Annotated in this window: 17 protein-coding genes and 1 tRNA gene; 10 read left to right on the forward strand and 8 right to left on the reverse strand. The window is 67.6% G+C overall.

Annotation, left to right across the window (positions count from 1 at the left end):
* Positions 1-8 precede the first annotated feature (8 nt).
* Positions 9-1,406: an O-antigen ligase family protein gene (locus ELQ92_RS05375; protein WP_166426714.1), complete on the forward strand. Its 1,398-nt coding sequence runs from the start codon at positions 9-11 to the stop codon at positions 1,404-1,406.
* On the opposite strand, the gene ELQ92_RS05380 is transcribed toward ELQ92_RS05375, so the two are convergent.
* The 4 genes from ELQ92_RS05380 to ELQ92_RS05395 form a co-directional block, all read right to left on the reverse strand.
* Entirely contained in the window at positions 1,403-2,134 is a 732-nt protein-coding gene (locus ELQ92_RS05380; RefSeq protein ID WP_128497897.1) for a hypothetical protein, read from the reverse strand. The two genes, ELQ92_RS05375 and ELQ92_RS05380, sit on opposite strands and share 4 nt — an antisense overlap.
* Positions 2,131-3,387: a lipopolysaccharide biosynthesis protein gene (locus tag ELQ92_RS05385; protein ID WP_128497898.1), complete on the reverse strand. Its 1,257-nt coding sequence runs from the start codon at positions 3,385-3,387 to the stop codon at positions 2,131-2,133. The genes ELQ92_RS05380 and ELQ92_RS05385 overlap by 4 nt, the downstream gene beginning before the upstream one ends.
* Positions 3,384-5,600 carry a glycosyltransferase gene (locus ELQ92_RS05390; RefSeq protein WP_128497899.1) on the reverse strand — a complete coding sequence of 739 codons (2,217 nt, stop codon included), beginning with the start codon at positions 5,598-5,600 and terminating at the stop codon, positions 3,384-3,386. The genes ELQ92_RS05385 and ELQ92_RS05390 overlap by 4 nt, the downstream gene beginning before the upstream one ends.
* Positions 5,601-5,688: 88 nt before the next feature.
* Entirely contained in the window at positions 5,689-6,261 is a 573-nt protein-coding gene (locus ELQ92_RS05395) for an LbetaH domain-containing protein (protein WP_128497900.1), read from the reverse strand.
* A 129-nt stretch (positions 6,262-6,390) separates the two neighbouring features.
* Between ELQ92_RS05395 and ELQ92_RS05400 the strand changes: the two genes are divergently transcribed.
* The 4 genes from ELQ92_RS05400 to ELQ92_RS05415 all read left to right on the forward strand — a co-directional run bounded on the left by ELQ92_RS05400 (position 6,391) and on the right by ELQ92_RS05415 (position 11,187).
* Complete coding sequence (locus tag ELQ92_RS05400) at positions 6,391-7,623, forward strand: glycosyltransferase (protein ID WP_243694872.1); 1,233 nt, start codon at positions 6,391-6,393, stop codon at positions 7,621-7,623.
* 168 nt (positions 7,624-7,791) lie between these two features.
* The gene (gene gmd, locus ELQ92_RS05405; protein ID WP_128497902.1) at positions 7,792-8,832 is read left to right on the forward strand and encodes a GDP-mannose 4,6-dehydratase; all 1,041 of its coding nucleotides are present in this window, start codon (positions 7,792-7,794) and stop codon (positions 8,830-8,832) included.
* A complete protein-coding gene (locus ELQ92_RS05410; protein ID WP_128497903.1) occupies positions 8,829-9,803 on the forward strand; it encodes a GDP-L-fucose synthase family protein in 975 nt (324 codons plus the stop codon). Before gmd ends, ELQ92_RS05410 begins: the two co-directional genes overlap by 4 nt.
* 970 nt (positions 9,804-10,773) lie before the next feature.
* The gene (locus ELQ92_RS05415) at positions 10,774-11,187 is read left to right on the forward strand and encodes a hypothetical protein (RefSeq protein WP_128497904.1); all 414 of its coding nucleotides are present in this window, start codon (positions 10,774-10,776) and stop codon (positions 11,185-11,187) included.
* Between the two features lie 260 nt (positions 11,188-11,447).
* On the opposite strand, the gene ELQ92_RS16700 is transcribed toward ELQ92_RS05415, so the two are convergent.
* The 3 genes from ELQ92_RS16700 to ELQ92_RS05430 all read right to left on the reverse strand — a co-directional run bounded on the left by ELQ92_RS16700 (position 11,448) and on the right by ELQ92_RS05430 (position 13,570).
* Positions 11,448-12,050 (reverse strand): acyltransferase, encoded by a 603-nt coding sequence (locus tag ELQ92_RS16700; protein ID WP_128497905.1) that lies wholly within the window; start codon positions 12,048-12,050, stop codon positions 11,448-11,450.
* On the reverse strand, positions 12,047-13,138 hold the full coding sequence (locus ELQ92_RS05425) for a glycosyltransferase (protein WP_128497906.1): 1,092 nt from the start codon (positions 13,136-13,138) through the stop codon (positions 12,047-12,049). Before ELQ92_RS05425 ends, ELQ92_RS16700 begins: the two co-directional genes overlap by 4 nt.
* A 359-nt stretch (positions 13,139-13,497) precedes the next feature.
* Positions 13,498-13,570 (reverse strand) — tRNA-Arg (locus ELQ92_RS05430).
* A 169-nt stretch (positions 13,571-13,739) separates the two neighbouring features.
* Between ELQ92_RS05430 and ELQ92_RS05435 the strand changes: the two genes are divergently transcribed.
* The 4 genes from ELQ92_RS05435 to ELQ92_RS05450 all read left to right on the forward strand — a co-directional run bounded on the left by ELQ92_RS05435 (position 13,740) and on the right by ELQ92_RS05450 (position 16,671).
* Positions 13,740-13,961 (forward strand): hypothetical protein, encoded by a 222-nt coding sequence (locus ELQ92_RS05435; protein WP_128497907.1) that lies wholly within the window; start codon positions 13,740-13,742, stop codon positions 13,959-13,961.
* Positions 13,962-14,011: 50 nt separating this feature from the next.
* On the forward strand, positions 14,012-14,677 hold the full coding sequence (locus ELQ92_RS05440) for a pyridoxine/pyridoxamine 5'-phosphate oxidase (protein ID WP_128497908.1): 666 nt from the start codon (positions 14,012-14,014) through the stop codon (positions 14,675-14,677).
* 27 nt (positions 14,678-14,704) lie between these two features.
* A complete protein-coding gene (locus tag ELQ92_RS05445) occupies positions 14,705-15,499 on the forward strand; it encodes a transglutaminase-like domain-containing protein (protein ID WP_128497909.1) in 795 nt (264 codons plus the stop codon).
* 92 nt (positions 15,500-15,591) lie between these two features.
* The gene (locus ELQ92_RS05450) at positions 15,592-16,671 is read left to right on the forward strand and encodes an acyltransferase family protein (RefSeq protein ID WP_128497910.1); all 1,080 of its coding nucleotides are present in this window, start codon (positions 15,592-15,594) and stop codon (positions 16,669-16,671) included.
* 57 nt (positions 16,672-16,728) lie between these two features.
* Here ELQ92_RS05450 and ELQ92_RS05455 read toward each other — a convergent pair whose 3' ends face one another.
* Positions 16,729-17,370, reverse strand: a complete 642-nt coding sequence (locus tag ELQ92_RS05455) for a hypothetical protein (RefSeq protein WP_128497911.1) — start codon at positions 17,368-17,370, stop codon at positions 16,729-16,731.
* Between the two features lie 107 nt (positions 17,371-17,477).
* Here ELQ92_RS05455 and argS point away from each other — a divergent pair, with 107 nt between their 5' ends.
* Complete coding sequence (gene argS, locus ELQ92_RS05460; protein ID WP_128497912.1) at positions 17,478-19,142, forward strand: arginine--tRNA ligase; 1,665 nt, start codon at positions 17,478-17,480, stop codon at positions 19,140-19,142.
* Positions 19,143-19,233 lie beyond the last annotated feature (91 nt).

A 19,233-nucleotide genomic window follows, 5' to 3' on the forward strand; every position in this document is an offset into this window, starting at 1 on the left:
TCGATCCGGTGTCGGGGCGATCGATCGCGATCCTCGGCTCGGTCGTCACCGTGATCCTCGTGCCGCTCGTGCTGGCGTTTCCGGCGGCGATCGTCCTCGTCCTCGCGCCCCCGGTCGTCCACCTCTTCGTGCGGTACGCGATCGTCCGGCTGGTGTGGTTCATCGGCGGCGCGATGCTCGTCTTCCAGGTGGGTGACGGACTCACGCCGGAGAAGCTGATCTACATGGTCGGCATCGTCGCCGCGTCGATCATCTCGGTCGTCCGTTTCCGGACGATCGGCGGGCAGCAGTGGGCGAGACGGTTCCGACTCTCCCTCGTGGGGAGCGCCGTCCTCGCCGGCTGGATCCTCCTCGTGACGTCGATCCATTCCCTGGTAGTCATGGGCATCGAACCCACGATGTGGGCGCGGGACGCCCTGACGTATCTCCTCATCGCGGCCGCCGTGCCGATCGCGATCGACGCTGCCTCGACGACGTCGTTGCGCACGGCCCGCATCCTCTCGATCGTCGTCGGCGTGCTCGCCGCGAGTGGCTTCGCGGTCGTGTGGATCCAATCGCGTGGGTACGGCGCGACCGAAGGGGAGGTCGAGCGATCGTTCCTCGCCTCGCTGCTCGCCGTGACCGTGCCGCTCGCGCTCGCGTTCGCTCTCGGGCTGGCCGGTCGACGATTCAACCTCCTGTGGGTGGCCCTCGGATGCTCGCTCATCGTCGCCGTCCTGATCACCGGGACCCGCACCGGTTTCGTCCTGGTGGCCGCCCTCGTCGGCGTTATCGGTGCGGTGAGCAAGGAGCGGGTGGGTGCCGTGAGATTCGTCGGTGGGGCCGTCGCGTCGATCGCGTTGATCGCGGCCGCCGTGCCGATCGCGGCGGCCGCGTTCTCGTCGGCGACGGACGTCCTGGCCCGGCTCACCGGCATCGTCGCGACGCTCGAGCGCGGCTTCGGCCAGGATCAGTCCGGCGCGATGCGCGAGTGGGCCACGCATCGCTCGGCATCGATCTTTCAGTCGAACCCCGTACTCGGCCAGGGCCTCGGCGTGTTCTTCCCGAATCCGAATCCGCTCGGGGTCGCGTCGAGTTTCTCGCTCGATACGCCGATGATGTTCCCAGCCAAGTTCGGGATACTCGGCTGCATCGTCGTCGTCGTGGCGCTCGTCCTCATCATGTATCCAGTGATCCGGAAGACCCCCGATACTCGGTGGCTCGTCGAGTCCACGGCCGCGCGTGGCGCGACCCTCGTCTGGGTCGCCCTATTGCCCCTCGCCTCGACGACGGAGGACAAGGGTTTCGCGATCTCGATCGCGCTCATCGTGCTGCTCGTCGGCGCGAGTGCCCGAGACGAGCGGAACAGGATCATGCGTGTCGAGCCCGGAGGAGGGGCGGCCGTCGCGATCGAGCAGGAGACCTAGGCTTGCTTGCGGGCGGCCAACCGGACCAGGTGGTTCTCGATGCGCGCGAGCAGGAGGTTGGACAGTCTCGAGCGGGACGCGCTGTAGGGTCGCCCGGACGTGCCGGAGATCCCCTCGAAGAACGGCCGCTCCGGGAAACGGTCCCAGGAGAGCGAGCCGCCCGCGAGTCGCGACGCCGCGTGCACCACGAGCTCCTTTTCGATCGGCTGGTCCACGCGGTCGTCGACGGACCGACCAGCGGGGATGACGATGTCCCGCCACACGTCGAGGGAAGCACCCACGAGCCGAGTGTCGATCCAGGAGCGGTCGAGAGTCATGCGACCCCGCAACGTCGCTTCAGCGAGAGGCGAGATCACGCGGTTCGCATTGGCGACGGACAGTCGCCCGGTGCACTTGTAGACCGTCTCCTCATCCGGGAGCGACGCGCTCGCGAGGAAATGGCCGAGGGCCGCCGTCTCGATCGCGCCCTTTCCCCGGAGAATCTCGTCGTCGCTCGGGGTGTAGGACTCGAATCGGATCTCGGTGCTCCCCGCGATGCCGTGTGTCACGTCGTTCTCCGCCGCACCACTGGTCTCGACGACGGCCAGAGCGAAGCCCGATGCGTCGGCAGCGGCGCGCCACGCCTCGAGAGACGAACGGTACTGCCGCAAGCGCGTCCCCGGGTCATTGACGACGAGGTGGTCCGTGACGCTCGGAGTCACCGCCGCCGTGAGTATCACCGTCGTCATCCGTCGTCCTCCTCGTCGGTGCCGGGAGCGTCCCGGGTCCGCTTGATCCTACGGATCTCGTGCCACAGCCCGGCGATGAGCGAACCGAGGAGGACCACCTGGGTCACGGCCGACGCGATCGCGGCACCGAGCGCACCGAGGGTCGGAGCGAGCACGAGGATTAGCACGAGCTGAACGACGACCGCTGCGGCCATCGCGGCCCCGGCGAAACGGTCGCGGCCGAGGGCCTGCAGGACGACCATCATCGGTTGTCCGACGATCGACGCCATCGCGGCGAGCGCGAGCACCCGGAGGACGTCGGCGGACCCCGCGTATGCGGGCCCGAGGAGAACGTCGACGAGGAACGGGGCGAGGACGAAGGCCAACGCCGATGCGAGGACGGCGCCGATCGGCATCCAGATCGCGCGACGCAATTGCGACCACGCGCTCACGAGGGAGCCCGCGCGAGCGACGAACGGCGCGGTGACGGAGGAGAACGCCGCAGCGAGTAGGGCCATCGGTTGCGTCCACCGGCTGACCGCGCCGAAGACTCCGGCGGGAACCGGGCCGGCGACCATCGTGAGCAGCGTGACGTCGAGCGACTGCGCGCTGATCGCGAGGGTCGACAGCCCGAAGTAGCCGGATCCGCTCCACGGGTTGAGCACGCGCGAATCCCGGAGCCGCAGCCGCTCGCCGTGCGGAGTGAGGAGGAGGAGCGCGACGCTCGAGATGAGGGACCCGACGAAGAGGCTCAGCCAAAGGACGTCGACGGCTCCGGATCCGAGGCCGATGAGGCAGAGGAAGAGCGCGGTCGCCGCGACGCGGTCGCCGAGGACGCACAGCGCGACGAGTTCGGCGCGCGCCGCAGAGCGCAACGGGACCTGCAGGGTCTGGTTGAGGATGATCCCGCACATGATGGGACCGGCCATCCAGACGAGCGACTCGGGTGCCAGGAGCGCCGTCGTGGCCGTCCAGACGATGCCGACGACGAGCGAGAACATGAGCTTCGCGGCCATGCGTCGCCGGAGGTCCTCGGCGCTGAGGATCCCGCGGGCTCGTTCCCGGATCCAGTAGGAATTCGTGCCGAAATCGATGAATCCGACCGCCGCGGTGCCGAGCCCGACAGCGGCCGCGACCAATCCGAATCCCGACGGCTCGGCGTCGCGCGCGGCCAGAACGTAGATGACCGCCACGAGAATCTGCGAGACGCCGGTCGCGAGGGCGAGCGCGCTCGCTTGTGCGCCCGCACCGCGTGCCCGATCGGGGCCGGTCACAGAAGAGCCGTCACGAAGCGGTCCACCGCCGGTGTGCCGCTGGCTGGCGGGCGGGGCTTCATCGAGGCGGCTCGAAGCGCCTCGGCCAGACTCTGCTCCGTCAGCGGCACCCAGTCGGCGCCGTCGCCCGCTTCCGCGGCGTCATGGCGAAGGCTCGCCGCGCCGGCGGCGACGATGCGAGTGCCCGCGGCGGCGGCCTTCCCGAAGAGCCCGCTCGGACCCTCGTTGGAGTGAGCGAGGACGACGCAATCGGCGAACGTCACGGCGGAATCCAGTTCGAGGCCGGTGAGCAACCGGTCGACCATGACGACGCGGACGCCGGACGCACTCAATCGCTCGATCTCGCGGTCGATCTCGAGCCGCGCCTGCGGCTCGATCAGCCCGGCGATGAGCAGGCCGATCGGCCGTTCGGTTATGCCGGTGAGTGCGCGAGCGATCAGCCCGACGTTCTTGCGCGGCGCGATCGCACCGAGGACGGCGAACCAGTATCGCCCGGGCTCCACGCCCCAGGCCGCCGCCGTGGCCAGCACATCGTCTGTTCCGGCCGTCAGGGTCACGGGGTCGCTCGCCGTCGGGAGGATGGACCGCCCGGCCCACCCGCTCGGTTTGAGGACGGAGACGCGGACGTTGCCGACGGACGAGGCACTGACGAAGAGAGCTGACCGGAGGAGGGTCTTGGCGGTCTGTACACCGGGGAGGCGCGATGGTTGCCCGACGTCCCTCATGATCAGAAGCGAGAGCGTTCCCCGGCCGCGCCAGGCGTGCCGGAGGCCGACCGTCGCGGCCATCCTGTCGGCATCGGGGACGACGGTGAGGTCGGCACGCAACTCGTACGACAGCCGGGCGGTGTCCGCGATCTCCGGGTCGCTCACGTACCGGAGCTCGATGCGCTCGTCGAGCTCCGAGAGGTGGAGGGCGATCTCCTCCCGTTCTCGATGCGCCGCGGGGAGGACGACCGAGACGCGGCGATCCTCCCGAACAGCAGCGTCGGCCAGGATCCTCACGTAGTACAAGCGGTGGCCGGTGACGTTGTCCTCGACGATCACGGTGTGCGGTGGCGCGGCGGCTTCGTCCATGGTGTCCATGATGTCCATGATGTCCATGGAACCGGCTTCGGGCGCGAGGGCACGCAAGAAGACGTCCGCGAGTTCCTCGGGGCCGTAATCGAGGATTTCGGGAGCCTCGACCGGGCCGTCCCACGCGTCCCGGGAGGCGCGCATCCCCGACGCGATCGTGGACATGAACGGAGGGGCGGTGAAGACACCCCTCATGCCGGTGACGAACGGAGTCGCTCCCGCGACGTCGCTGACCACGACGTGCAACCCGGCCGCGAGCGCTTCATTTACGACGAGCCCCCACACCTCCTGGCGGGACGGGAACACGAGAGTGTGCTTGTCCGCGAGCGCGGCGGGGATGTCCTCGTTGAGGACGTAGCTGGCGAAGGTCACGGCGTCCGCGACGCCACGGCGGACCGCGGTGCGCCGGAGGTCGTCCTCGAGAGCCCCGGTTCCGAAGACCGTGAGGGTGTCGCCGTCCTCCCGCATGGCCGCGAAAGCCCCGATGAGTAGGTCGACGCCCTTGCGTTCGATGAGCTCGCCTACGTAGACGAAGTGATGGCCGTCGGCCCGGGGCACTCCGTTGGCGGCCCGTTTGCGGCGCGCGGCGCCGTGGATGATCCGGCCGTCGACGGCGTTGAATCCGAGCTCGATCCTGCCCGGGTCGACGCCCAGGGAGAGAATGGCCTGGCGCGCCGCTGGCCCGGGGACAACGACGGCGTCGAGGGCGTTGAAGAACCGTCGGCGCATCCATCCGATGGGCCCGCCGACGTGCAGCTGCGTCTGCAACGTCGACGTCTGCAACGTCGATTCGTAGAACCCGACCGTCCGCACCCCGGTGAGCTTCGCGAGCAGCAGGAACTGCCAGTCGGCGGGCGATTCCCACCCGCCGAGTAGGATCGAGTCCGGGCGGCGACGGGGGAACCCTATGAGTGTGTAATGGCGCGCCTCGTGCCGTGCGAGACGCACGGCACGGATCTCGCCGAGCGAGTAGCCGGCTCCGTCGCCGACGGCCCAATCGCGCCCCCTGTTGGCGGACGCGTCGCGTTCGGGGCGCCGATCGATCTCGAGGAGGCGTACCTCGAGATCGACGTGGCGGGCGAGTGCCTCCCGGACCGGCCGGCGGTAGGGCGACGCGAGACCGGTGTCCCACAGCACGGTGCGCCGTGTCGGACCGTTCGGGCCCTCAGAGGCGGAGACACCGGAGTTCCTCGCGCGGTGGGGCTCTCGGTGCGGCACCTCGGACTCAGTCAAAGCGCTTGCCCAGGACGACGCTCTTCGGCGGGCCGAACACCGTGTTCTCCTCGACACGCCCCGAGACGACGGCGTTCGGGGTGATGAGGGCGTTCCGTCCGATGTCCGCACCCCCGAGGATGATGCACCGGGAGGTGATCCACGCTCCGGCCCCGATCGAGACGGGGCGCGTGATGAGGGCCATGTTTCGCCGGTGCGCGTGGCTGCCGGTCGTGACGAAGGTGTCCTGGGATACTACGGCGTCGTGGCCGACGGTGACGTGGTCCTGATTGTGGAACCATACGCCCTCACCGATCCAGCAGTCGTTGCCGACGTGGAGCTTCCACGGGAACTTCACCCGCGTGCGCGGACGGAAGATGACCCCAGCGCCAATCTCCGCGCCGAACGCCCGCAGGACGCACACACGGAGGGACGAGCTGATCTGCCAGGGGTTGGTGACGAAGACCAGTTCCGCGATAGCCCAGACGTAGACGAACCAGCGGGGACGGTCCCACGCGGCGCGTTCCCCCGGCGCGTTCCTCAACGGGATTACCGGTGGTCGCGTGGTGCTCGTCTCGTCGCTCAACGGCGCCCCCTTCTTCCTCGCTCAGACTACCCGCTGGCCTCGCGTGCCCACTCTTCCGGCTGGGCTGGAATCGAGATGTTTACGCGCCGCCGCTGCGGTCGCGCCGATCGGGCGGCTAGTGTCGGGAGGGTGACTTCCGGGGGAGAAAAGACCATGGTCCTGTCGGCTCACTTCTCGCCGGAGACCACAGGGAATGCGCCGTACGTCGGCAAGCTCACGGCGGGGCTCGCAAGACGGGGCCGACGTGTCCGCGTCCTGAGCGCCCACCCGCACTACCCCGAGTGGGAGATTCGCGACGGGTACGGCCAGTGGAGGCGGCGGGACGACGGCGACGGCGTCGTGGTCGAGCGGCTCCTCCACTACGTCCCCGGCAACCCGAGCAATCTCAAGCGACTCGCCGCCGAGCTGTCGCTCGGCCTGCGCTTCGCGTTTGCCCGATGGGGTCGACCCGACGTCATCGTCCTCGTCTCTCCGGCCCTGTTCTCTTCGGCCCTCGCCATGCTGAAGGCCCGGCTCCTCCACCCCCGCGTGCCCGTTGGCGTGTGGGTCCAGGACATCTACTCTGTCGGTGCGCAGGAGACCGGTGGGCACGAGGCGGTGGCTGCCGTCATCAAGCGGATCGAGTCGTGGTTGTTCCGGTCGGCCGACGGCGTCTCCGTCATCCACGATCGCTTCGCGACGGTCGTGACCGAGATGCTCGGCGTCCCGCGTGATCGTGTCGAGGTGATCCGCAACTGGGCGCACGTCGGGGAGCCGGCCACCCGTGACCGAGCGACCATGAGGCGATCGCTCGGGTGGCGGGACGAGGAGATCGTCGTGCTGCACGCGGGAAACATGGGTGTGAAGCAAGGGCTCGAGAACGTCGTCGACGCCGCCCGCCTCGCCGACACGTCGCCGCGCGACGTGCGTTTCGTCCTCATGGGCGACGGCAATCAGAAGGACCACCTCGTCGAGTACGCGGAGGGGACCGCCTCGGTGGAATTCCTGGAGTCGGTCTCGAACGATGACTTCCTCAACGTGCTCGCCGCCGCGGACGTGCTCCTCGTCAACGAAAAGGTGGGGGTCGCGGAGATGTCCGTGCCGAGCAAACTGACGTCGTACTTCACGGTCGGCCGACCAGTCCTCGCGGCGACGGCATCCGAGGGGGCGACGGCGACGGAGTTGCGCTCGTCGAATGCCGGGGTGCACGTCGCCGCCGGCGATCCGGCGGCACTCCTCGGGGCCGCCATCGCTCTCGCGGACGACACCGACCGCGCGGGCGAACTCGGTCGCAACGGCCAGGACTTCGCCGCGCGCGTCCTCGACGCATTCGCCGCGATCGACCATCATGCCCGGTGGATCGGCTCGCTCAAAAGGAGGTGACGCGGTGACCGATCGGACGAGGATTCGCGGTCATAATGGACGCAAGGCCACTCGGCCAGCGCGTCTCCCCACTGCCGCAGGGACGTCGTCCCGCACCGATCCAGACGAGCATCCCGTCTCCGGAACGCCGAGAGGCCGCCGGATGACACCGAAATCAGGAGAGTGACAGTGACCAAGAAGGCATTCATCACCGGCATCACGGGACAGGACGGCTCGTACCTCGCCGAACTGCTGCTCTCCAAGGGCTACGAGGTCCACGGCCTCATCCGTCGCGCATCGACGTTTAACACGTCCCGCATCGACCACCTCTACGTCGACCCGCACGACCCGGAGGCCAAGCTCTTCCTGCACTATGGCGACCTGAGCGACGGCGTCCGCCTCGTCACGCTGCTCTCGGAGATCCAGCCTGACGAGGTCTACAACCTCGGCGCGCAGTCGCACGTGCGAGTCTCGTTCGACGAGCCCGAGCACACTGCAGACACCACAGGGACGGGTTCCATCCGCCTCCTTGAGGCCGTCCGCACGGCCGGCATCCGTCCCCGGTTCTATCAGGCCTCCTCCTCAGAGCTCTACGGTGCGACGCCGCCGCCGCAGAACGAGGACACGCCGTTCTACCCGCGCTCGCCGTACGGCGCGGCGAAGCTCTACAGCTACTGGATCACCAAGAACTACCGCGAGGCATACGACATGTTCGCGGTCAACGGCATCCTCTTCAACCACGAATCGCCCCGCCGCGGCGAGACGTTCGTGACGCGAAAGATCACCCGCGCGGTCGCCGCCATCAAGGCGGGCAAGCAGGAGCACCTCTACATGGGCAACCTCGACGCTGTGCGCGACTGGGGCTACGCCGCCGAGTACGTCGAGGGCATGTGGCGGATGCTGCAGGTCGACGAGCCCGAGGACTTCGTGCTCGCCACCGGTGTCGCGTACACCGTTCGCGACTTCCTGCAGATCGCGTTCGAGCACGCGGGCCTCGACTGGGAGAAGCACGTGCGCTTCGACGAGCGCTACTTGCGGCCCACCGAGGTCGACGCACTCATCGGCGACCCCTCGAAGGCCGAGGAGAAGCTCGGCTGGAAGGCCACGGTCGCTCCTGATCAACTCGCCCGCCTCATGGTCGACGCCGACATCACCGCGCTCGAGTGCGCAGGAACACCGTGGATCGACTCGGTGGACCTCGCCTCGTGGACGCCCGAGGCCGTGCGATGAGCGACGCCGTCGAGTTCGGCGGAGTCCCCTTGGACCGCTCCGCCCGCATCTATGTCGCCGGTCACCGCGGACTCGTCGGATCTGCCATTTGGCGAAAGCTCGAGGCCGAGGGCTTCACCGACATCGTCGGTCGCACCTCGTCGGAACTCGACCTGAAGGATCGCGGCGCGGTCTTCGAGTTCTTCCGCGAGACGAAACCCCGGTACGTCGTGCTCGCCGCCGCCAAGGTGGGCGGCATCCTCGCGAACAACACCTACCCGGTCGACTTCCTGACGGACAACCTGCAGATCCAGGTCAACGTCATGGATGCGGCTCTCGAGCAGCGCGTCGAGCGGCTCCTCTTCCTCGGCTCCAGCTGCATCTACCCGAAATTCGCGCCGCAGCCGATCCACGAGGACTCGTTGATGACGGGTCACCTCGAAGAGACGAACGACGCGTACGCCGTCGCCAAGATCGCCGGCATCTACCAGGTGCAGGCGGTGCGTCGTCAGTACGGGCTGCCGTGGATCAGCGCGATGCCGACGAACCTGTACGGACCGGGGGACAACTTCTCGCCGCAGGGCTCGCACGTGCTGCCGGCTCTCATCCGTCGGTATGACGAGGCAGCCTCCTCCGGCGCACCGTCCGTGACGAACTGGGGGACCGGCTCACCACGACGCGAGTTCCTCCACGTCGACGACATGGCATCGGCCTGCCTGCACCTGCTCGACCACTACGACGGTCCTGAGCAGGTCAACGTCGGGACCGGCACTGACGTCACGATCAAGGAAATCGCGGAGACGATTGCCAAAGTGGCCGGCTTCGAGGGTGAGACCGAGTGGGACACGTCGAAGCCCGACGGAACCCCGCAGAAGCTCCTCGACGTCTCACGCCTCACCGAAGCCGGCTGGACCGCTCAGATCGGCCTGGAGGACGGGCTACGATCGACCGTGAAGTGGTATCGAGAGCACATCGACGCCCTTCGCGTCTGACAGCAATATGGACTGCGCGCGCGGATGAGACGGTCAGCATGATTGCGCTGTCAGCTGTAGTTGCCGCGATAGCCCTTGTCTATGTGATCGCCTCCTCGCCAGTGAAGGGTCTGGGCCGGTTTGTCGCACCGGACATGACCGCGTCCGTGATGCTCGCGATGATCTTCGGCATACGTCTTCGTCTTCGTCGATCGCTTCTAGCTGCGAACAATTTACGGTCGCGCGACGGACAGGGATGCGGCTCGATGCAGCGATGACCGTTGGTGTAACGTGTCTCGCCTTCTTCGCGTTTGGCGCCTTCATCGCCAGGGCCCGTCCGCGCCGTGCGTCGCAGATTCTCCTGCGGGGGCACCAGCGAACCGGCGCACATCCGGTTGAGCGCGGCCGCTGTGCTGTGGGTCGCGTTGCTCTCTATCGCCATCTACGCGGCGGCGATCACGGCGTTGGCAGGATCTTCGAGTTTGCTCGCACTCGGGGGCGGGCGTTCGTCCGAGGTGTCTCTGAGCGGATTACCCGAACTCGTCCTGGTGGTTCCCATCGCGACCGTGCTTTTCCTCTCATCGAGGTGAGGCGAGGCGATCGGCTGAGACGGTCCGAGGTGCTCCTTCTGTTGGCAGCAGTTTCGCTTTCTCTCCTAGCGCTCTCGCAGCTCGGTACTCGCCGGTTTCTGATTCCGGGACTACTGATTCCGCTGATTGCAGCGTTCATTCGATCTCCTGTCCGTTTGAGGCCATGGCGTGACATTGGGGAGCCACGTCCTTCGTCTTCTTGGAAACCGTTCCCATGGCGGTCGACAGGCGCCCGCATGCCGGGCGAGAAACTCTTGACCGCGTCGTGGAGGCATTTCAGCGATGAGGGTATTGCAGGAGTTCTTACGCCAGTCTTTGCGTCGTTCGAGCACTGAGATGCTCGACTACATCGCCGTATACGCCGGCCAGTCCAACCGGTCATGTGCGCGGGAAAAGGCACGATGGTTGAATTCCTCACGAAGCCCATCCCTGGGAACGGGCCCGGAACCGCCTTCTCGGGCCAGGTATTGACCTCCATTTGGGGCGGTGGTTGCGGATTCCCGAACTGCCCGGTGGCTTCGGTTGCGGGTGTTCTTTATTTCGACGGTGGCCTAGTAGCGGTGGCAGTCGGTTCTCTGCTCTTCGGGATGCTCGTGGTACGTTTCCTCGCCGGGAGGTGGGCGTTTAACGCCGTCCTCGCCGATCTCGGTGCCGCCATCGTGGCCGTCGTATCCGGTTTCGCCCTTGTCGGGGCTCGCGGGAACACGGTTCACGCCATGTGGTGGTGCATTTACACGCTCGTCGTGCCTTTCCTTATTTACGCACTTTGCTCGGTTCGCCTCGGACTGCCAAAGCCAAGGCCTCTTCGGAGGTGAACCGCCCGCCTTCGGATCCGGTGTTCCAGCACTCGTCACGCGTCTAACGCGGCTGCTTCCGGAAGCGTGCCGGGCCAGGCATTGTTGACGGAGTGAGTGCAGGAGGACCAGGGGAGCCCTGAACTGATTGAGCGAGGCACGTCGATCGAGCGGGAGAGCGCGAGGGCGCCGCGATAGGCTGCGTCGAACGATAGTCGCGATCAGCCTCGCTATTCCCTTCCTTGGCGCCCCGGTTCGTCTCCGGCGGAGATTGACTTCTCTCAGTCCCGCCGCGTACGCCGCGGTGCGGTATCTCGGGAACGCGCGAGCCTTAGCGCTTCCAAATGATCTATTCGCTGGTCGGGTGTGAAGCGCTCGGCGAGTTTGTGCGCTGGATTGCCGCCGACGATCGTGAACGCGTCTACATCGTGAACGACCACGGCTCCAGCGGCCACGATCGCGCCCGGACCGATGGCAACGCCCGAAAGAACTATTGCACCGTAGCCGATCCAAACGTCCTCTCCGATCGTGACGACGTCTGTGGGGAGGAGTGCGCGGTCTCCCACCCACGTCGAGTCGAGGATCGCTCTCCCAACCTCGTCCGTGGCGTGGTCAACCTTTCCAACAATTCCCACGTTGGCTGCGATGACTGTCTTGTGCCCGATTGAGCCACTTACTTCGATGGTGCAGTTGCGACCGATGGCCACGCCCTCGCTGATATCCAGGCCATGCAGTGACCGGATGACGGTTCCCGAGCCGATTCGAACGTCGCGCCCGAGGGTAACGCGGCCCTGAACCGCCTTCCTCCTCTGCCAGGACTGCCAAACCGCGCGAATATGCTTGCCGCCAGGTACGCGGGAGAGGCGGCCCCGTTCGGTGGTCACTTCGCCACCGGCTGATCTATGTTCCGAAGCGCCAGCTCGAACCCGCGTGCCATCGCCGTCGAAGAGTAAGTCTCACGCACAGTCGCAACGATCGCCGTGCGATCCCAGCTGTCCATGTTCTTCGACAGCCACACCATTTCTTCGGCCATCGCCCTGCTGTCGTCCATGGGAAATGATCTTCCGGTCGACGCCGAGAAAAGCTCAAATTCGGGGGCGTGTGGCTCGTCGCGAGCCACCAGCATGGGAACGCCAAAACCAAGCGACTGAGTGAGACTGAGACCCACGTAGCCCGGCGACAACGACGCAACGCTCTCCGCGTACAGCTTTCGTAGCCGTTCGTAGTCGTTGATGCTTCCGAGTACATCGACTCGATCGGACACGCTGAACGCTCGCGCCTGGGTCTCAAGTTCGGATGATTGTGATCCGCTCCCGACGAAGGTCAATCGTACGCGGTCATCGAGCGACAACTCACGGCGCGCGATCGCGAAGGCTTGGAGAGCTAGGATGGGCTTCTTCGTCGGCTCTATGCGACCGACGTACAGGAGGCGGTGTCGGAGATCGGACTGGGCGTCGTATCCAAGCAACGGGTCGGGGTAGAGGCCATTGGCGGCGACCCAAACCCGAGCGGACTTGTCCTCCTGAATGACCTTCTGGGCGTCAGACCACGTGTAGCTGATCACGCCGCTCGCCAGCCGCCGCATGCGCCGTCGCAGAGGCGCCGTCCTAGCCGCGGCGCCTCGTCGGGGCAAGATATGACCCCAGACGAGAGTCCGTCGCCGCAGAGCCATCCTCCAGAGCAAAATCACCCATGCGGTGACCGATCGCGGATTGAGATCCACGACCACCACGTCGGCGCCGTGCACGTGACGGAGCGCTCCGGCCTGCCAGAGGATTCTCCTGCCCAGGAAGGTGCGATTCCTCACTTTGATCACTCGCGGGTGATCCGCCGACTTCACAGTGGCGTCCAGGTGCTGGTCGCCGACGACGAACGATAGGTCTGTATCGCTCTGGCCGAGCGCTTTGTAGAGCTCCTGGACGAAGCTCGATCGGTAGTCGGGAAGTACTGCCAGCACCGCGACCGCTTTCATCAATGGCTCGCAAACATTTGAGTGGAGCACGTTACGAGCGTTGGAGCGTGTTGAGCGCCCTCACCGCGCTGAGATCGGTGAACACCATGTGCTTGTACTGGTCCTGCACACTCACCAGGCATCAGATTCCGCTTCCGTCCGTTGGTTTCCTGGCCCGAGCGTACCGTGACGTGATTTCTTGTGGGTCATAATCGAAGTCGCTAGGACGCATCACTGATCCATACCAAGGTGGGCAGGCGCACAGCGTCATGGTCCGCTTTCGCAATCCGCTCGAGCAACGACCCCGAAGATCGTCGCGTGAACTTTCAAAGCCACAAATGGCCGCCTACTTCAACTGAAGTGGCGGCCATTTTTTACAGTGCCCCCGGAGGGATTCGAACCCCCGACCTTCGGTACCGGAAACCGGCGCTCTATCCCCTGAGCTACGGAGGCGCAGTGCTCTGACACGTTATCAGAATTCGCGATGAGGCCCGGACCACGGCCGTGCCGCACGGGCAAAGGCGCGCCGCGTGGTGAAAACCCGGGGGACCAAGGTCCCGGTCGTGGGGCTCCGGCCGTCTCTAACGTCGGAACGCAACGAGACGTGACCAGGAGGCGGCCGGTGGCATCAGCTGTGAGCGGCCACGCCGCCGTGGACGCGTTCGGGTCGCGTCCACCGCTTCCTGTTCGGCCCCCGCGAGCGCTCGCCGTCTTCTGGATGATCGCGGGGGCGGCCGGATGGATCGTCTCGTTCCTGCTCTACCTCGAATACTTCGCGGACTACCTGCTCATCGCGGTTACGGCGCAACTGCGGCTCGGCGTCCTCCAGAGCCTCATCGGCTGAGCCGTCGCAACCCATCCCCGCCACGCACGCCGAAACCATAGGCTCGCCGCATGACCGACGCCCCCAGCGGTTCCTTCCGCGACGTCCTGCGCGCCATCCCCACCCGCCCCGAGGAGCGACCCGTGCTACGGGCGGAGTCGCTGCCCACCCACCCGATGGTGCTCCTGCGCACGTGGCTCGAGGAGGAGGTGGAGAACGGCACACCCGTCCCACACGCCTTCGCCCTCGCGACGGTGGGTATGGACGGTGCACCACAAGCGCGCACCGTGATCCTCAAAGACCTCGACGACGCGCTCTGGTTCGCGACCTCCTCGGGAAGCCCGAAAGGACTGGCGCTCGCGCACGAGGCATCCGCCGAGGCCGTCTTCTACTGGGCGCGCTCGGGGCGGCAGATCCGCGTGAAGGGGCGCGCCGAACCCGGTCCCCGCGACGTGTCCGACGCGGACTTCCTCGCCCGGCACCCGTCCGCTCGCGCCGGCGTCGCTCTTGGCACCCAAGGCACCGAACTCGGAGACCCCGACGAGGCGGAACGCCGGCTCGCGGAGGCCCGTCGCGGCGCCGAGGAGCGCCCTGGCGACACGTCCACGGCGTGGACCGCGTACCGCCTCATCCCCACCCACGTCGACGTCCTGCAGCTCCGGCCCGCGAGCGCGGGGGAGCGCGTCGACTACGTGCAGGACGGCGACGGCTGGACTGTCCGGGATCTGTGGCCGTGACCCCTCGCGCCGTGTGAGGATGAGACGATGCCCGCCACCGTCTCCTCGACGCTCGAATTCCGGCTCGCCGCCCCGAGTGACGTCATCCTCTCCATCGCCGTCGCCGCGGGCACCCCGATCGCGCACGAGTCGCTCACGGTGTTCGGGAACGGCCTGCAGCACCCCGTGCACGAGGTCGTCGACCGGCACGGCTCCCGGCTGCACCGCTTCTCCGTCCCGGCGGGTTCGTATCGCGTCGACTACGCTGCCGCGGTGCTCGGGCAGCGCCCGCTGGCCCCGACCACGGAGATGGACCTCATCGAATACCTCCGCCCCAGCCGCTACGCCGAGTCGGACGAGGTCTACGGCTTCGCGAAGCAGACCTTCGGTCACCTGAGCGGCGGTTACCTCGTCGACGCGATCAGCAGTTGGGTCGCCGACAACTTCTCGTACGTCTCCGGCTCGACGACCGGGACGGACAGCGCGTCCACGACCCTCGCCAGCCGTCAGGGCGTCTGCCGCGACTACGCGCACACCGTCGTCGCACTGCTGCGCGCTCGTGACATCCCCGCACGCATCGTCTCCGTGTACGCACCGGGAGTGTCTCCGATGGACTTCCACGCCGTCGCGGAAGCGTGGATCGAGGGCCGCTGGTTCGTCATCGACGCGACCCGGCTTGCGCCGCGTCCGTCGTTCGTGCGCATCGCGACCGGGCGGGACGCCGCGGACGTCGCGTTCCTCACTAACCACTTCGCGGCGCTCACCCTCGACCGCGTCGTCATCTCCGCGGTCGCCGACGTGCTGCCGTTCGACGACTACCGGTCGCCCTTCAGCATCGGGTAGTCCGCACCAGCGGGGACAGGTCGTCGCGTCAGCAGTGGCCAGCTGCCCGTCGACAGGCTCGGAGACCGTATGAGTTCTCGTAGACTGCGCTGGTGCAGGGACGAATCGCGGGGCTCGATCTCCTCCGTGGTCTCGCCATCGGGCTCGTCCTGCTGCGGCATGCGTGGCCGGGCACGTTCGGATCGGCGGGCATCGTCGGCGTCGTCGCGTTCTTCGCCCTGAGCGGCTACCTCATCACGGGGATCCTGCTCGCGGACCTCGCGAAGCGCGGCCGCGTCGACTTCGTGCGGTTCTTCCGCAATCGGGCGATCCGCCTGTTCCCGCCGCTGCTCCTTGTCCTCGCGGCGATCGCTCTCGTGACCCTCACGGTCGATCCGCTCGGTCAGCGTGACGGGCTCGCGCGAGCGCTCCTCATCGGCCTCACCTACACGGGCAACCTGCCGATCGAGCTCGGCAGCTCGGCCATCGACCACCTCTGGACGCTCGCGACCGAGGAGCAGTTCTACCTCGTCTGGCCGCTGCTGCTCACCCTCGCCGTGCGGCGCCGCCGACCGGGTTTCGTGGTGCTCGCGGTCGTTGCCGCGCTGTTGCTCGTGCTCACGATCACACTCGTCGGAGCGGCGCCCGACGTTCAGGAGGTCTACCGCTACCCGGCGTCGTGGTCGCTCGCGCTCGTGATCGGGGCGGCGGCGCGAATCTGGTCGGATCGGGTGGTGGGCTGGATGCCGGTCAGCCACGCGGCGCGAGCGCTGGTAGGTGGGGTCGCTGTCGCGACTCTCCTGGCGTTGTCGTTCCTGCCGGGCGGGAAGTACGAGGCGACCTCGTACCTGATCCTCGGTCCGTTCGTCGCGCTCGTGACGGTCGTGCTGATCCACGTATGGAGGGACTGGGGCGAGCTTCCGACGCCCGCCCTCCGGCCGCTGCTCGCCCTGGGCACGATCTCCTACGCCGCGTACCTGTGGAACTATCCGATCGTGCTGTGGCTCGGGGCGGTGCTCGGGCGGAGTGCCGCCGCGGGTTGGCTTCCGCTCGCGGGGATCGTCGCCACGATTGCGGCGGCGACGGTCAGCTGGTGGCTCGTGGAGGTGCCGTCCAGGCGCTGGCGCCGGCGACTCGATGCTCGAGCGGCGACGGCCCAGGTTCAAGGACGGGTCACGTCGCCCGTGGGGTGAGCCCTTTCGACAGGCTCAGGGACCGACAGGCTCAGGGACCGACAGGCTCAGGGACCGCTACAGCTCGAGGTTCGTGAGGATCGGGGCGACGAGTTCGCGCGCTTCGGCGGCACCCGCGAAGAACGGGCTCGACAAGACGATCCAGTGGTCATCGGCGAAGACCTGAGCGACTCCCGTGCCGTCGACGACATCGAAGTAGGCGGCGTCGCCGCCGAGTTCGCTCGCGGGTGTGCTCGACGTCTCCGCCTCTTCGCTGACGCGGTCGAACTCGCTCGCGCCGGGGATCGTCACGGCGACATCGATGGGGAAGGCGTTCGTGTCGTTGCTCCAGCGGCAGATGCGCCCGCCGAGGTCGGCGGCCTCCGCGAGCGCCGAACCGGCGGACGGAGTCGGGGCGGCGACGGCGCTGTAGTTGGGGTTGTACGCGTAGACGTCGTCGGCGGAGAGCACCTCGGCGCACTCCGGCGCGGCCTCACCGAGGTCCGGCAACTCCGGCGGGGTCTCGTCGGGGGTCGGGACGCTCGAACCCGAGGGGGTCGCGGACGGCGACGGAGCACCCGACGCGCTGGCCGACGGCGTCGCCGCGGGCTCCGGGGTGCAACCGCTCAAGAAAAGCGCGGCTCCCGCCACGAGGGCGGCGGCGGTGGCGGTTCGTGCGAAGCCGCGCACGTCGACGCGCGGGGAGCGGAGGCTGACCATGGGGTCCTCTTTTCTGGGGAGCGAGCAGCCCGACGATAGCAACGCGGTGGCCCGGAGCGCCGCTCCACCGGCGGCGCGCCCCGCGGGGGCGGATAGAATCGACCCCCGTGACCCCGACTGATCTCGCCCAGACCCTGTACGACCTCGTCCTGCCGCTCGCCGAGCGACGCCAGGCCGGTTCGGCGGCGTCCATCACGCGCGAGTCCATCACGATCGAGCGGCCCAAGAACCGCGAGCACGGCGACTGGACGTCGAACCTCGCCATGCGTCTCGCGAAGCCGCTCGGCACCAACCCGCGCGAGCTCGCGACGGAACTCGCCGAGGGCCTCGCGCAGGTCGACGGCATCGACTCCGCCGAGGTCGCCGGTCCCGGCTTCATCAACATCCGGCTCTCCGCGTCCGCCGCGGGGCAGCTCGCGAAGACGATCGTCGACGCCGGCGCCCACTACGGCGAGGGCGACCTCTACACGGGCATCCCGATCAACCTCGAATTCGTCTCCGCCAACCCCACCGGTCCCATCCACATGGGTGGTGTGCGCTGGGCGGCCGTCGGCGACTCGCTCGCGCGCGTGCTCCAGGCCGAAGGCGCCTCCGTCACACGCGAGTACTACTTCAACGACCACGGCTCGCAGATCGACCGCTTCGCCCGGAGCCTGCTCGCCCACTACCTCGGCGAGCCGACTCCGGAGGACGGCTACGGCGGCGCGTACATCGGCGAGATCGCCGAGCGCGTCGTCGCCGACTACGACGGCGACATGGCGGCGCTCGACCGCGACGCTCAGCAGGAGATCTTCCGCTCGCACGGCACCGAGCTCATGTTCGAGGAGATCAAGGCGAAGCTGCACGGCTTCGGCGTCGACTTCGACGTCTACTTCCACGAGGACCACCTGCACGAATCCGGCGCCGTCGGTCGCGCCATCGAGCGCCTCCGCGCGCTCGGTCACGTGTTCGAGGAGGACGGCGCCGTCTGGCTCCGCACCACGACGTTCGGCGACGACCGCGACCGGGTCATCATCCGCAGCAACGGCGAACCCGCCTACATCTCGGGTGACCTCGGCTACTACCTCAACAAGCGTGAGCGCGGCTTCGAGCAGAACCTCATCATGCTGGGCGCCGACCACCACGGCTACGTCGGCCGCATGATGGCGATGGCCGAAGCTTTCGGCGACGTTCCGGGCGTCAACCTGCAGATCCTCATCGGCCAGATGGTGAACCTGCTGAAGGACGGTGAACCCGTCAAGATGTCGAAGCGCGCCGGCACGATCGTGACGCTCGACGACCTCGTCGACGCCGTCGGGGTCGACGCCGGCCGCTACGCGCTCGTGCGCTCCTCGAGCGACTCGCCCCTCGACATCGACCTCGACCTGCTCGCGAAGCGCTCGAACGACAACCCCGTCTTCTACGTGCAGTACGCGCACGCCCGCACGAGCGCCGTCGACCGGAACGCCGCGACGGTCGGCGTCGACCGCTCGGCGTTCGCGCCGGAGCTGCTGTCGCACGAGACCGAGTCGGCGCTCCTCGGCGCGCTGCAGGAGTTCCCGCGCATCGTCGCCCAGGCGGCCGAACTGCGCGAGCCCCACCGCATCGCGCGCTACCTCGAAGAGGTCGCTGGGCTGTACCACCGCTGGTACGACAACTGCCGCGTGCTCCCACTCGGCGACGAGCCGGTGTCCGACCTGCACCGCACACGCCTCTGGCTCAACGACGCGACCGGGCAGGTGATCCGCAACGGCCTCGGCCTGCTCGGCGTCTCCGCGCCCGAGCGAATGTGACCGAGGTCGGGCGGCTGAGCCCGAACGGCTGAGCCCGAACGCCTCTGCCCCCCCGAACGGCCCTGACCCCGAATGGCCCTGACCCCGAGCA

This window comes from Labedella populi (genome assembly GCF_004078655.1).
Lineage (GTDB): Bacteria > Actinomycetota > Actinomycetes > Actinomycetales > Microbacteriaceae > Labedella > Labedella populi.